The sequence below is a fragment of the Nostoc sp. GT001 genome (assembly GCF_030382115.1).
Taxonomy (GTDB): Bacteria; Cyanobacteriota; Cyanobacteriia; order Cyanobacteriales; family Nostocaceae; genus Nostoc.
In genome coordinates this window covers 7,212,433-7,227,872 of record NZ_JAUDRJ010000003.1, presented here as the reverse complement: position 1 = coordinate 7,227,872, position 15,440 = coordinate 7,212,433, and the positions used below count along the sequence as shown (strand labels likewise).

General features: G+C 42.0%; 10 protein-coding genes and 1 pseudogene. 6 read left to right on the top strand and 5 right to left on the bottom strand.

Features of this window, described 5'->3' with window-relative positions:
• Window positions 1–42: 42 nt before the first annotated feature.
• The 4 genes from QUD05_RS33540 to QUD05_RS33525 all read right to left on the bottom strand — a co-directional run bounded on the left by QUD05_RS33540 (window position 43) and on the right by QUD05_RS33525 (window position 4,984).
• Entirely contained in the window at window positions 43–2,262 is a 2,220-nt protein-coding gene (locus QUD05_RS33540) for a peptidase domain-containing ABC transporter (RefSeq protein WP_289799816.1), read from the bottom strand.
• 315 nt (window positions 2,263–2,577) lie between these two features.
• Window positions 2,578–2,859 carry a hypothetical protein gene (locus QUD05_RS33535; protein ID WP_289799815.1) on the bottom strand — a complete coding sequence of 94 codons (282 nt, stop codon included), beginning with the start codon at window positions 2,857–2,859 and terminating at the stop codon, window positions 2,578–2,580.
• A gap of 861 nt (window positions 2,860–3,720) precedes the next feature.
• A complete protein-coding gene (locus QUD05_RS33530; RefSeq protein ID WP_289799814.1) occupies window positions 3,721–4,077 on the bottom strand; it encodes a hypothetical protein in 357 nt (118 codons plus the stop codon).
• A gap of 565 nt (window positions 4,078–4,642) precedes the next feature.
• Window positions 4,643–4,984 (bottom strand): hypothetical protein, encoded by a 342-nt coding sequence (locus tag QUD05_RS33525; protein ID WP_289799813.1) that lies wholly within the window; start codon window positions 4,982–4,984, stop codon window positions 4,643–4,645.
• Window positions 4,985–5,304: 320 nt separating this feature from the next.
• Between QUD05_RS33525 and QUD05_RS33520 the strand changes: the two genes are divergently transcribed.
• From QUD05_RS33520 to QUD05_RS33500, 5 genes are all read left to right on the top strand, one after another.
• A complete protein-coding gene (locus QUD05_RS33520; protein ID WP_289799812.1) occupies window positions 5,305–6,504 on the top strand; it encodes a sigma-70 family RNA polymerase sigma factor in 1,200 nt (399 codons plus the stop codon).
• A gap of 60 nt (window positions 6,505–6,564) precedes the next feature.
• A complete protein-coding gene (locus QUD05_RS33515; protein ID WP_289799811.1) occupies window positions 6,565–7,716 on the top strand; it encodes a DUF1822 family protein in 1,152 nt (383 codons plus the stop codon).
• A 584-nt stretch (window positions 7,717–8,300) separates the two neighbouring features.
• Window positions 8,301–10,679: a CHASE2 domain-containing protein gene (locus QUD05_RS33510; RefSeq protein WP_289799810.1), complete on the top strand. Its 2,379-nt coding sequence runs from the start codon at window positions 8,301–8,303 to the stop codon at window positions 10,677–10,679.
• A gap of 53 nt (window positions 10,680–10,732) precedes the next feature.
• Window positions 10,733–11,581 (top strand): DUF928 domain-containing protein, encoded by an 849-nt coding sequence (locus QUD05_RS33505; protein WP_289799809.1) that lies wholly within the window; start codon window positions 10,733–10,735, stop codon window positions 11,579–11,581.
• A gap of 474 nt (window positions 11,582–12,055) precedes the next feature.
• Complete coding sequence (locus tag QUD05_RS33500; RefSeq protein WP_289799808.1) at window positions 12,056–12,451, top strand: hypothetical protein; 396 nt, start codon at window positions 12,056–12,058, stop codon at window positions 12,449–12,451.
• Window positions 12,452–13,112: 661 nt separating this feature from the next.
• On the opposite strand, the pseudogene hisD reads toward QUD05_RS33500, so the two are convergent.
• A pseudogene (gene hisD / locus QUD05_RS33495) lies at window positions 13,113–14,395 on the bottom strand (histidinol dehydrogenase).
• A 139-nt stretch (window positions 14,396–14,534) separates the two neighbouring features.
• Between hisD and QUD05_RS33490 the strand changes: the two are divergent.
• Entirely contained in the window at window positions 14,535–15,323 is a 789-nt protein-coding gene (locus tag QUD05_RS33490; RefSeq protein ID WP_289799807.1) for a TspO-related membrane protein, read from the top strand.
• The last annotated feature ends 117 nt before the right edge of the window (window positions 15,324–15,440 follow it).

The following is a 15,440-nucleotide window of genomic DNA, read 5'->3' as shown; positions in this document are numbered from 1 at the left end:
TTACAAATTAGGTTGCCGAGCGGAGCCGAGGTACGAATTATCTTAATTAATGGTCGCAGTCTTACCGTTATGATGAGCCGGGGAAGATATTAGCGCCAACTCATTATGAGACGGGAAAGTATCATCTAAGAAATCTAAATGTTCGCCAGGCAAAGAGCGCAATTCTTCTGGTGTACCTTGAATTTTTAAGCGTCCTTGTTCTAAAAATACAATTAAATCTGCTCGCTGTATCACCTTGGGACGGTGACTAATTAAAATAGTCGTTTGATTGTGACGATGGGATAAAAGTCTATCTAATACTTGTCTTTCGCTTACTGGGTCGAGTGCGCCCGTGGATTCATCTAAAATTAAGACTGCTGGCTGAGTAACTATGGCTCTGGCTATGGCTAATCTTTGGCGTTGTCCACCAGAAAGATTTGCTCCAAATTCTCCTAAAACAGTTTGATATTTATCAGGTAATTTGCTAATAAATTCATCTGCACCTGCAATTTGACAAGCTTTAACAATTTCTTCAAAGCTAATATGGGGATAGCTAAAGTTGAAGTTATCAATAATTGAACGACTCCAGAAGTGGGGTTCTTGGGGAACTAATACCACCTGTTGACGTAGACATTCTAAAGATAGGTCTTGCTGATTATATAAACCATAACGAATATTGCCAGACTCGACTTTATATAAACCAGTCAGTAATTTTGCCAGAGTACTTTTACCACAGCCAGATTTGCCAATTAAAGCAATAACTTTACCGCCAGGAATAGTTAAGGAAAAATCTTGTAGGAGGTCAACTCTACCTGCGTGATGAAAGTTAAGTTCAGTGCAAGTTATATCTGCATTTCCAGGAATTTGTGCCCAAGGCTTTTTAAAGTCATTTTCTGATTCTGGGGTAGCGTCAATAACTTCTGTCATCCGTTGCAGGACTATCTGGGCAGTGATAAACTCATCTACTAAGCCGATGGCAGCACCTAAGAAGCCGAGAAAGTTGCCACTCATGCCGTTATATGCCATTAATTGACCGATTGTTAAGGTGCGATTAATGACTAAATAGCTACCCATCCAAAGGATGCCAATACTAATGAAGGTGGAAAGAATGCCAGTAACCGTACTGCTATACAGTCCCAGTTTCATCATACTCCAGCCTAAGTTGGCGAGGCGACCATAATTCCCTTGGTATTCTGACCAAGCTTGGGGAGTGGCTTGGGTAGTTTTTAATACTTGGATGCCACGAAATGTTTCTACCAAAAAGCCTTGGTTTTCTGTACCAGAAATAATCAGATTCCGGGTTTTCTGGCGCATCGCGGGTAAGAAAAGCAGGTTAACACCCGTGACAACTATAAATGCAACTATGGAAGCGAGAGTTAGTTCCCAACTGTAAAAGAGCATAAAAGCCAAGGAAATTACAGCAATAAAGAATTGACTGGGTAATCCGAGGACAATTTGGGAAACTAAGTTATTGATGGCTTTGACATCGGCAATGCGGCTGACAACTTCGCCACTGCGTCGTCCTTCAAAGTAGGATAGGGGTAAATGTAAGAGTTTGCGTCCGTATTCTAGAATTAGTCCTAATTGCAATCTTTGACCGAAGTGACCAATGAGGTGAGATTGAACTAAGCTAATGGCGCTTCTAATTAAGTTCATGGCGATAACGCCAATTGCCACAGTAGTTAGTAGTTGGGTATCACCTCGGACTAAGACATCATCGGTGAGGAGTTGCATCATGAAGGGAGATGCCAAAGAAAGTAGTCCAATGGCGATGTTAATGGCGATCGCTTGGGCGAGAATAGAACGATAAGGCCAAACCCGTTGCAGATATCTTCCCAGTCCGCCAATTTTATCCGATTCTTGTTGATAAAAACGACTGTCGTCTGGAGTCAGTAGTAACATGACGCCATTACCCCAACCCGCCATTAACTCTTGACGAGTAAGATAACGAATACCAACACCAGGGTCAGCAATGACGTATTTTTTGCCTTTTTGTCCGTATAATACGACCCAGTGGTAGCCTTTCCAGTGGATAATTGCTGGTAGGGGAGCTTGATCTAATTGGTCGATTAATTGGGGACTGGCTTTAACTTGGCGGGCGTTGAATCCTAGTACTTCTGCACCCCGCTTCAATCCCAGCAAGGATGTTCCTCTGGAACCAGTACCTACGGCTTCTCGGACGCGGTTGAGGGTAAATATGCGTCCGTGGTGTTTGGCGATGGTTGCAAGACTCGCAGCCCCGCAGTCTTCTTCGCTGTGTTGAAGGACTATTTGGTATTTCATTTTCTGGTATGATGATTGGCAAGAAAATACAATCGAGTCTTGTGACCCGATTATATTAAATGTTTATTTTTTCCATTCAAACCTTTGACTGCTTGGGGTATTGTCAAAAGTAGTTGGTAAGAGCGATCGCTTGGCAGTCCCTCAAGACGCATTGATCGCGATCGCTCAAAGATGTTCACCCCACTCTTTACTATTAGACATCTCCGTAAATTAGGTTTTCACCCAGACAAGACAACGGTTTCAGATTATTTTTCGGAGATGTCTATTAGGTCTGACTGAGTAGGGACTCTTTAGAATGTCAGACAACCAGTTCAGTTAGGCTTCGTAAAATTCATATCTTCTTCCTGGTGCTAGCTCCTGAGTCTGATTTTGTACCCCTGGTAGCAGTAAACTAAGATCCCAACTTGCTATAGCTATTGGATCTAGACCTAGAAAATCTGAAACTTGCCCTGGGGCAATGGAAAGATTACTACCAGCGCTAGGATCATCATAGGCTAAGTCATAGAACAAATTGTACTTAGTGCTATTTGTTATTTGAAGAACCGTCGGGTTGGCTGCAATAGTCTGAAAACTTGCTAGGCCTGCTTGGATAGGCACGCTGGCCCTAGCTGGACCGAGCATCTCTAATTAAAACTATATACTTTCCTCCCTCAAGCATTGCTCCTTGTTCGGGAGTTAATTCGGTGAACAGTTGTTCTTGACTAACAACAGAAGAGTTAGAACTAGAAGTGATGCTGTCGATATTTAACATGGTTTTTCTCCTTGTTGAATTAGGTCATGCAGAGAAAATGAGGTAAGTTTTAAGGCGTGGCATATTTGCAGGATGAATTTGCGGCTGTAACCATCGAAATTTTGTTCTGCATTTGCTGAAATTATCCAATGATTCAACTAGTCCCCAAAGAAAGCATCTTTTTCTTGATAGTTACTAAATGAATCTCTCTGCATATCACTCTCTACGATGACTTTTAGTCTTTATGCACTCAGATCGGAAAAATTTTGAAAAATCGGTGAAATCCATATACAGCAAAATTGGCATTGTCAGTATAAGTTGTAGTTGAGGTCATAAATTTGTGTTCCTTGATAAATAACTAATATCATGTCCGAATAATTAGTTATGATTACCACAGTCATTGCACCCTACCCCCTATTCCCCTCCCCGCTTGCGGGGCTACGGTGTACACACATCTCTCTACAAAACCATAATGTTGTAGATCCTCCTAAATCCTCCTTAAAAAGGAGGACTTTGAGAGGTTTTTGCCCCCCTTAAAAAGGGGGGTTGGGGGGATCAAAAGCTTATGGGGCAACTCTTAAAGACTTGTGTGTACACCGTAAGCTTGCGGGGAGGGGAGACGAAGCGTAGCTTTGTCGGGGTGGGGTTCTTCGGGTTTAATAAGTAATCAAGCGGACACGATATAACTTCGGAAATTCAAATCAGTCAATCAACTTGAAAATTGCACATTAGCCTACGGAATAAAGATCGATATCATATGGATTGTCAGGACTTGGGTCGTTTTGAAACTCATATAACCCATCAGTTAAAGTGTATTTTTTTAATTTTTTGTAGTCAATTCTAACGTCAGCATCAAATTCAATGGTTAATTCACCTCCACTGTACATAGTCCATATATAACCGCCTCCAGGTGTTAGAAGATCGCCTCTTACTGTACCATCTATACCGTAATCGTAAGGGATATCGTATCCCGTTTTGTTTCTAATTTCAAAAACCTCGTAGCCACCACTAATTGTTTCAGTAACTTGTTCGTCAAGTTCTTCAATTAAACCAAAATATTCTAGGTATGTTTTATTGTTTAACATGGGCTTTCTCCTTTTTTAATTAAGTCATGCAGAGAGAATTAGGGAGCTTTTAAGATATTTAATATTTTGGTGATTAACTTGCAGATGTAACTATCAAAAATTTGTTCTGTATTTGACGAAATTATCCAATGATTTAGCAAGCAACCAAAAAAGTATCTTTTTTGTGGTATTTACTCGTTAACCTCTTTGCATATCAATCTTTACGACGACTTTGAGTTTTTATGTACTTGGATCAGAATTATTCTGAAAAACCTGGTAATATCATGTCCGTATAATTAGTTATGATTTCCACAGTCATTGCACCCCACCCCCAGCCCCTCCCCGCCTGCGGGGAGGGGAGACAAAGCATAGCTTTGGCGGGGTGGGGTTCTTCAGGTTTAATAAGTAATCTAGCGGACATGATATAAATCCTTATGCATAAAAAAATCGGGGCACTTGCCCCGATCTTATATTGTATTCAGCTTTTTGTCCCAGATTTTTGAGTGGTTACATCTTTAATCTGAACCAAGACAGGACAATCTAACCTCGGAAATTCAAATTAGTAAATCGACTTGAGAATTGCAGATTAGCCTACGCCATAGATATTGAAATCATATGGATTGCCAGCACTTGAGTCATATTGGAACTCATAGACTCTTCCATCAGCTAAATTGTATTCTTTGTATTGTTCGTAGCCAGCTCGGTCATCACTGTCAAAGTTAATGATTCCTCCGCTGTAAGCAGTATATACCCATGTTTCGTTTGCAGGTAATGTAAATGGCGTATCATCTAAAGAAAAGTTAACGTCAAATCCCACTGTGTTTTTAATGGTAAAAACTTCATAACCGCCACTAATTGTTTCAGCAGCTTGTTCGTCAAGTTCTTCAATTAAACCAAAAGATTCTAGGCAGTTTTGATTAGTCAACATGGTTTTTCTCTCTTTGCTAATTAGGTCATGCAGAGATAATTAGGTAACTTTTAAGAAGTTGCATATTTGTGGCTGTAACCATCGAAATTTTGTTCTGTATTTGACGAACTTATTCAATGATTCCGCTATTCCCCAAAAAAAGCATCTTTTTAAATGAACTTCCCTGCATATCACTCTCTACGATGACTTTTAGTCTTTATGCACTGAGATCACAATTTTTTTGAAAAATCTGTAAAATCCTTACGCAGCAAGGAATTAGCTTTTGTCCCTCTGGCTGTATAATTGTAATCAGCTATGTTTCAAACAGCGGCAAGTATTCCATGCAACCCCGACAGGGCATTGTTGAAATCTTTTCTACCTTTGTGCAATTTGATGTAGATCAATTTAGTGGTTGGGCAACAGATGCCAAACTGCGACGCAGTATGAAAGTTTGCCTGGAGTCGTCAACTGAGAAATCAGATACCTTTTGGGCACTTTACTGGTATAAAGTTTGGCAGACTGAATCTAGTGCTGTGGCACTTGCACATATTTCTGCTTACTTACAAGAGGTGTGCTATTGGACTGCCAGAAAATTTGCCCTCAACTTTCCCACGCAGTCGTCTGTAGCCGACTGTTTTCAGATGGCGATCGCTCATATTAACAAAATACTCAAAAATTTCAACCCTCAATACAGTTCGCATTTAAAAGCCTATGCAGAATTAACTTTTGAATCGATTATCAAAGATGCACTGCGTTTACACCGAGAAGCAGACATTTGCTCAGACTGGGCATTATTGCATAAACTCAGCCGCAAACGACTAGTGCAGTCATTACAAAATGCCGGATTCAACAAAGAAAGCATCGAGAGTTATGTTTTAGCTTGGGAATGCTTTAAGGAACTCTACACGGGTGACAATACAAAAATTCGTCAGCTTCCCAAACCAGATGCTCGAACTTGGGAGGCTATTAGTAATCTTTATAATGCAGAACGTTTTAGCCGATTGAGTTCACCCACTGCCGCAATCAATCAGCAAACCATAGAAACCTTGGTATTATCTGCTGCTAAAGCTGCCCGTAATTTCCTTTATCCTCAGATTGTTTCCGCAGACGCTCCCCTCAAAGAAGATGAGGGTAATTTATTAGATATATTGCCTGTAGATTTGCAAACATCTTTACTAACGGAAATTATTGAACAGGAAGAAGCTGTGAATATGCGATCGCAGCAAGCTCAGTTAAACCAAGTTTTGCACCAAGCGATCGCTGCACTCGATGCTGAGTCTCAAAAAGTACTAGAAGCTTACTATGTTCAACAACTGACTCAACAAGAAATTGCTGCACAGTTAGAAATTAAGCAATATACTGTTTCTCGTCGCCTGAGCAGCATTAAAAAGTCATTGCTCCTGACTCTCACGCAATGGAGTCAAAATACCTTGCATATTTCCCCAAAATCCGACGTAGTAGATGCCATAAACACAAGTTTAGAGGAATGGCTCAAAGTCCAATATAGCCATACCCAAATTCAATCAGTAGGCAAGAAATAATTTTGTCTCTTCCCTCTCCCTAAAACATGGTCTTTATATGGAGCCATTCTCAAATTATTTATGTTGAACCCACCTGCCCCATTCACTATTGACTCACAGCATTTATACTTGGAAATTACTCAATTTCCAGAAGTGCAAGAACAACCATACTCAACAGTTGGTGCTTGTCAACGTGGGTGGATAAATCAAAAATGCTTGCAAGCATTTTTGCCTTGGTTCCAGGAGGAAATGGCTCCCACCGCCAGAGTTTATCCTAACAGTGCGGCATTGCCGAGTTTTTGGGAAGTAGTTAATGGCACAGCTATTACTTTCGATCGCGATCGCCTGGTATTAATTCCCACCCTGGCGATGGATGGCGATGAGTTACGCGTACCGCAGGAATGGGTAGATATACCAGAGTGGGTTGCTGACTATTACATAGCAGTACAAGTCAATCCCGATGATGGCTGGATGAGGATTTTTGGCTATACAACCCATCAAATTCTGAAAACAAAAGGGGTTTATGATGCTGGCGATCGCACTTACAGCTTGGAAAAAGAAGATTTAATTCCAGATATTAATGTGCTGTGGGTTACACGCCAACTCGATCGGTCAGAAACCTTACGTGCCGAGATTGCACCTTTAGATCCGATTGGCAAAACCCAGGCGGAAAACCTCTTAGAAAGATTAGGCGATCGCGATGTGAAATTCCCGCGTTTAGCAGTTCCATTTTCACTCTGGGGTGCGCTCTTGGCACATAGCGGTTGGCGAAAAAAGTTGTATGAACGGCGTCAGGGTTTACTCATACAGCGATCGATTCCGCAATGGTTGCAGACAGGAGTAGCCAATTTAGCCCAACAGTGGGGATGGGAAAAAAGAGAATTCGTTGCCGTACCTGTGGGAATGCGGAGTGCAGAACCAGTTCTCGGCTTGTCTCGACAAATAATAATTGCAGAGCAAACATACGAGTTACGCATTTTCCCAAAAAGCGCTTCTGAGAACTATGTTTGGCGCTTTGAATTGCGAAGTACAACTCTTAATGGTCAAATTCCGGCTGGGTTTAAGCTCCGACTGCTAACGGAAGACTTACAAGCTTTTGAAAATAATCAAGATACGGCAACAACTGCTGTAGATATGTTGTATTTGGAAGTAATTTTGGAACTAGGAGAAGGATTAGTTTGGGAAATAGAACCCACACCTGAAGACTATGAGCGAGAGATTTTGCGGTTTTAAGTATTACCTTCAAAAATCTTCACGTTTAGCCTCTATTATTTACTCTTAAACTGAATTTCACAACACACAACAACCTATTTAGTAACCAAGATATATATAGCAGGGTGTAAGGGCACGGCAGTGCCTATTGGTGTCAATTAACTTGAAACCCTTGTCAGGACGTGATATTGAGTTCATTCACTTATGGTTACTCACAGCGTCATCTCACCCCGGTTTTGTCTAAACCCAAAACCGCCTTTCCCCGATGCCTTGGGGCTACGGTGTACACACAAGTCAAATTACCCCCCTCAATTCTCCCTTGTAAAGAGGGGGAAGCCGGAAATCCAGTTCCAAATGTTGTAGATCCTCCTAAATCCTCCTTAAAAAGGAGGACTTTGAGAGGTTTTGTGCCCTTAAAAGGGGGGTTGGGGGGATCAAAAGCTGATGGGGCAATTCTTAAAGACTTGTGTGTACACTGTAGCCTTTCCAATGGGAGGGTTAGGGTGGAGTAAAACGTATGCGTTACAAGGGTTTGAGCTTAAGTTAACACCAATGGGTAGTGTCCTGCCCCTATGGATACACTCAACATCTAGGGAGAACTAGCTGTGGACAAGTTAATCATCTTAAAGTTAGGGGAGGGAAACTTTGAACAAGGGTTTACCGTAACTCTACAGATTGGCGATGAAAATGTCCGCCCGACTGTAGAAATCACAGGTGAGCTTCCCCCCAACCCAGAAATTCTCCGCGATTATCACCGTTGGCAATCTATTTATCGTAATTTAAAGTTGCCATCTCGTCCGATTGGTTTACCTAAAGAACTTAACCAAGCCCCCAGCCTAGAATACTGCCAGCAGGTGAGTGAGGAATTTAAAGTCAGTTTTAATACTTGGCTTGCTTCCGATTCCTTTCGTTCTATCCGCGAGAAATTGTTAGAAAAACTCATGCTTGCGGATAATATTCGGATGCTTTTACAAACCAAAGACTTGCGATTACAGAAATTCCCCTGGCATCTTTGGGATTTGATAGAACGCTATCCCCAGGCGGAAATAGCCCTGAGCGCTCCTGGTTACGAACAAGTCAACCTTAACCGGATAGCAACTACATCCAACAAAGTAAAAATCTTAGCGATTTTGGGTAACAGTCAAGGTATTGATACCAAAGCAGATCAGGCGCTACTTAATTTGTTACCCAATACAGATATCACTTTTTTAGTTGAACCACAATGCCTTGACCTTACCGATCAGCTATGGGAGCAGAATTGGCAGATTCTATTTTTCGCCGGACATAGTTCCACTCAGGAAACGAATCAAACAGGAAAAATCTACATTAATCAAACAGAAAGTCTCACAATTAGCCAGTTAAAGTATGCCTTAAAAAAGGCAGTAGAACGAGGTCTAAAACTAGCGATTTTCAATTCCTGTGATGGTTTGGGATTGGCATGGGAGTTTGCAGACTTACATATTCCCCAAATTATCGTGATGCGAGAGCCTGTACCCGATCGCGTGGCGCAACAGTTTTTAAAGTATTTTTTGGAAGCCTTCGCACGGGGAGACTCGTTGTATTTAGCCGTCAGGGAAGCACGAGAAAGGTTACAGGGACTAGAAAACCAATTTCCCTGCGCTACATGGTTGCCTGTCATCTTTCAAAATCCGGCTGAGATGCCGTTGAATTGGGGGGAATTGTTTAGAAATACACCCAATCTTCCTGCATCTTTGTCTCAAACCACGCCTGTTAGAGAAACCACAAATCGCCTTGGCTTCTCATCGATCTTACTGGCGAGTATGGTAGTAACTGGAATATTAATCGGGATCAGGTATTTGGGCGTGCTGCAACCATTAGAGTTAAATGCATTTGACCAACTAGTACGCTTGCGTCCTCGTGAAAAACCAGACTCACGCCTACTAATTGTGACTGTGACTGAAGAAGATGTCCAGGCGCAAAAACCGGAAAAACCTCAAGGTTCGTTGTCAGACAAATCACTTGCCCAACTATTAGAAAAATTAGAGGCATATCAAGCACAAGTTATTGGTTTGGATATATACCGAGATTATCCAGTGGGTAAGGATTATCCAGCATTGGCAGCAAGGATGCGAAAAAGCGATCGCTTTGTGGGTGTGTGTCAACTCAGCGATTCTCAAGCCGGAAAACCAGGTGTAAAACCACCCCCAGAAGTTTCTTCACACAATCTCGGTTTTAGCGATATTGCCATCGATTCAGATAATGTTGTGCGTCGCCATCTGTTAGCGTTAACTCCTGCGCCCTCATCTCCTTGTACTACACCTTATGCCCTGAGCGTTCAACTTGCGCTGCGTTACCTATATACAAAAGGAATTCGGTTGCAATTTAACCCTGATGGCGCGTGGCGATTAGGGAAGGTGACATTTAAACCAATAGAAGCTCATACCGGAGGTTATCAAAGAGTTGACGCTTTGGGACACCAAATTTTATTAAATTATCGTTCTTCTGGTTCCCCAGAAGCGATACCTTCGGCAGGCTTCGCCAACGCACCAAGTATGACCTTACAAGAAGTGCTAACAGGTAAGCTCAATGCCAATGCAGTCAAAGGCAAAATAGTCATTATTGGCACAACAGCAGAAACTTTTGGTGATTACTGGTTAACTCCTTACATCACTCCTCAAGGAAAATTACAGGCAATACCAGGAGTATTTTTACAAGCCCAAATGGTCAGTCAACTGCTCAGGGCTGCTTTGGACGGACAACCTCTGTTGTGGACTTGGCCGCTTTGGGGTGAGGTAATTTGGGTTTGGGGTTGGTCTTTTTTAGGCGGTTTATTTACTGCTTATCTGCACCGATTCATTTACTTAACCTTGGCAGGAGGAATAGGCATTATCAGTTTATACGTTAGCTGTTTTATATTTTTAATTGTATATAGTTGTTGGGTTCCCCTGATTCCTGCTATGTTGGCTTTAGTAAGTAATAGTTTAATAGCTACAACTTACTTAAACATGAAATTTAAAAATTAATATTGAAGAAAAAGTCAGAATTCAGGAGTCAGAATTCAGGAGTCAGAATTCAGATGAAAAGCTATTGGCAAACAATACAATTAATCGCGGCATTGGGAATGACTTTGTGGGGAATTATCGGCTATTCTCCAATGATTTGGATAACACCCGTTGCAGCCACTCCTAAGAAATTTTCGCCTCCTCCGCCTCCTCCAGACAGGGGTGCAACAGGCGATCGCGGCGGGGCTGCAAGTCGTGGTTGTGGTGTTGGCAATCAGTCGGTTATTGGACTTGTACCTGTATACAAAGAGACAGTCAATCAAGGACAAGCACAAGCTGTTGCTGTTACTAAAGTTTGGGGTTTGACGAATGAGGAATATCCAACTTTTTGGTTTTTTGTCCCTTATCAAAAATCTCTAATTGATTCCATTGAGTTTGTTGTCAAAGATGAGTCAAGTAAACAAAGTCAAACTCTTTACCGAACAGTAGTAACAATACCAGAAGTACCAGGAATTATTAGCATTCCCTTAAGCGCAAATACTTCACCATTGCAAGTAGACAAGATGTATCACTGGTTTTTGAAGATAAAAGTCATTTGCAATCCACAACAACCTCCAGAACGAGAGTATGTGGAAGGATGGGTGCAACGAGTCAATCCAAATCCTAAATTAGTAGATAGCCTGAAGCAAGCAACTCCTCAGCAACGGGTAAACCTTTATGCCGAGAATGGTATTTGGTACGATGCCTTGACTACTTTGGCTGAATTACGTCTTAGCAAACCTGAAGATCCAACTTTAGCGGTGGAGTGGATGAATTTGCTTCAATCCGTAGATTTAGAGAATTTAGCTAAACAACCTTTGACAGAATGTTGCCAAGCTGATGCAAAGTCGAAAGCAGCCAAAGTGCTGCCCTCTACGAACTAAATGTAAGTCTGTAGCGACTACTCCCAAGTTTGTAGCGACTACTCCCAAGTCTGTAGCGACTACTCTCAAGTCTGTAGCGACTACTCCCAAGTCTGTAGCGACTACTCCCAAGTTTGTAGCGACTACTCCCAAGTCTGTAAGGACTACTCCCAAGTCTGTAAGGACTACTCCCAAGTTTGTAGCGACTACTCTCAAGTCTGTAAGGACTACTCCCAAGTCTGTAAGGACTACTCCCAAGTCTGCGCTATATAGCAATCCTAAATCATTCGTGAAAAATTAGATCCCCGACTTCTCAGAGAAGTCGGGGATCTGGACATCGCACATTTTCACAACTCATTTAGGATTGCTATATATGCCGAGATATTACTGAGATCAGCTAAAAATTTTACGAGCAGAAATTGCGATTTATGCTGAACCGAAATCGGGTTTAATTGAGGCAAGCTAGCTCTAGAAGTATCTTAAAAGAGCAAATTTATGTCTCGTCAAAAACGTACATCCCGCGTTTTAGAAAAAGCTGAATTAAGAGCATCTGGGATGAAATCGATTCTTCCAAGCATTAAATTTGATGAAGATTATACTTTAGGAAAACTGATTGAGTCAATCGAACAGTTGCGTAACAAACTTGATGTTCATAATAGCGCTTTAGCTATAGTTGATTCTTCTTTAACAGAAGTTGAAGAGATGGAAAAAAACTTGAGGCAGCTTTCTGAGAAAATGTTAATGGTGGTTGCTATCAAGTACGGCAAAGACAGCGCTGAATATGAAATGGCGGGTGGTGTTCGCAATAGCGATCGCCTCCGTAAAATGAGAGCGAGCCGCTTAAAAAATGTTGCTGAACAAGCATCAGATAAGAATGGAAAAACTGGATAGAAAACTAAACACTTAACCGAGTTTTCGGGAATACTTGTGTAAATGCGTAACCATTTAAGTAGGTCGGCGTAAATAATTATTGTTGGGCAGGGGGCAGGGGGCAGGGGGCAGGGGGCAGGGAGAGAAAGAGTTTGAGCCTTATTTACTTTTCTTTACATAGTTTGGTTTTATTGCATTGACTTACTTACGCTCTATTGACTATTACAATTAAATGGCGATCGCAAACGAATTTAGATGGATGTTATCGGGAACTCCGTAATAATTTTACTGTTGCTATTGAACGTCGCGATCGCAATAAAAAATTTATAAGGGACTTCCAAATCAAAAAATATCCAATTAACTCCTGTGGGGTGGGCGACACGAGATCCCAGTTTATATGGTAATACGGTTCAGTTAAGGCTAAAACTCTTTATCAAAGTCAATTTTTTTAACGAACCGCAGAGGCACAGAGGGAACAGAGAGAGGAAAACAATGCTTAACTGAACCGTATTGGTTTATATGGCGCTCATGTTGCCCACCCCACAGTATTGGATAATTTATTTTTTGGAGTTCCCTAAGTCGTTGGGGAAGCTGGAATAGAGGCGGTATGGAAGTTTAAAAACGCGATGCACTCTTTAATCAATGTCAAATGTAGATGCTCCTTTCTGCTCTTCTCAGCTTTTTATGGCAAGCGCACAGATACACTACCTGCATGGGCTGGCAAACCTTCTGCCTCTGCTAAGGTGACAGCTGCTTTGCCTATTGTCTGTAATGATTGTTTATCACATTCTAAAAAAGTAATTCGTTTGAGAAAGTCGTAGACACTCAAACCAGAAGCAAAGCGGGCAGAACGGGCAGTTGGCAGTACATGATTGGGGCCTCCTAAATAATCGCCAATCGCCTCTGGAGTATAGCGTCCTAAAAACACGCTGCTTAAGCACACTTAATTTGATTGGCCAGGAGTTGCGGGTTATCCACGCACAATTCCACATGTTCTGGAGCTAGTTGATTGAGCAGTGGTATACTCTCGGCTAAATCGTTAACCAGAATTACAGCTGCATAATTTTGCCAACTTGCACTAGCAACTTTTCTGGTGGGTAAATCGGCGAGAATTTTTTCAACAGCCTTGATTACTTGTTGCGCGAAGATTTCGGAATCAGTAATTAAGATTGACTGGGCATTAGGATCGTGTTCTGCTTGCGATAGTAAATCCCAGGCAATCCAATCTGGGTTGTTCTGGCTGTCGGCTACCACTAAAATTTCTGAAGGGCCAGCGATGCTATCAATGCCAACAGTGCCAAAGACTTGACGCTTGGCTTCAGCAACATAAGCATTACCAGGGCCAACAATTTTATCTACCGGGGCAATGCTTTCTGTACCATAAGCTAATGCTGCGATCGCTTGCGCCCCACCAATGCCATATATTTCTGTCACACCAGCAACTTGAGCAGCAGCCAATACGACAGGATTAATCTCACCACCAGGCATCGGTACTGTCATGACAATTCTTTCAACACCAGCAATTTTCGCTGGTAAGGCATTCATCAACAAAGAACTCGGATAGCTAGCCCGTCCTCCTGGAACATAAATTCCCACTTGCGACAGCGCTACCCAATTCAATCCCAGTCTTACCCCCACTGCATCGGTGTAGCCAATATCTTGCGGTAGTTGTTTTTGATGGAAAGCCACAATCCTCTCAGCAGCAAATTCCAGCGCCGCCAAGACATCGGCAGGACATTGGGCTGCGTGTTCGGCAATAAAGGTTTCGCTAAGATGCAAAGACTGGAGATTGTTGCGATCGAAGCGGCTAGTATAGTCCTTAACTGCGGCATCACCACGCACTTTGACATCAGCTAGAATCTCACGTACTGTCCCACTAACATCAACTGTAACTTCCCGGCGATCGCTTACAAGAGTTTTGAATTTGACAGAAAAATCTTTGTCGGTAGTTTGAAGTAGCTGCATGGACAGTACCTTAAAAGCAGTGAGGTCAATAATCAGTTTAACTCCTGATTAACTTGCTCGATATGACTGTGGCTTATATCCATCACTCTTTTCAGATGTAAGCTGAAAGAAAGCACAAAAGATTATGAGTTAACATCCTATGCAGCAGTCCACAAGAGGCAATTACCGGGATCTTTGGCGGCAGCTTGTTACTTTGGCTGCAATCTTTGGTGCTTTCTTTATCAACGTCGTATCGAACATTTTTCCGCTCAATGGACTTAGCATCGGGGAAATTTCCAATACTTTATTTAAAAATGTCCTGATTATCCCCGCCAATTACGCCTTTGCAATCTGGGGGCTGATTTACCTGGGGTTGTTTGCTTTTGGGGTATATCAAGCTCTACCTAACCAACGAGATGAGCCTGATTTACGTAAGACAGGTTATTTGTTGGTAATTGCCTGTGTTGCTCAAAGTATCTGGGTGTATCTGTTTTTGTCTCGGTTTTTTGCTATTTCTGTCATTGCAATGCTCTTGATTCTGTTGCCCCTGATTGCCGTTTATGTGCAGTTAGAAATTGGCAAATCGCGTGTACCTCGGCTGAAAAAATGGTGTATTCACTTTCCGATTAGCATTTATCTAGGCTGGATTAGCGTGGCGACTATTGTCAACGTAGCGTGTGCCTTGGATTTTCACGGGTGGAACGGTTGGGGGATTTCTGCTGTAATCTGGACTCTGATCATGGTATTAATAGCAACAGCAGTTGCAGTAGTTATGGTCATCCAGCGTCGAGACATCGCTTATACAGGAGTAACAGTCTGGGCATTGGTAGCGATCGCACTCAAGCATTTTGATAACTCAATGCTTAGAAATACTGTATTGGTTTTGGCAATTTTCCTAGTTTTAACCGCAACGATTAACAGCTTACGCGCCCAACAAGAACATATTTAAGTATGATGACCTAACCACCCCACAATAAATAGCTGTCAGTGCTTTAACCCAAGTTTTTCTAGTCCTCTTCTAGAGGACTTGCACCATTAGACAGGGAATTCTATTCCCTGGCGGTCT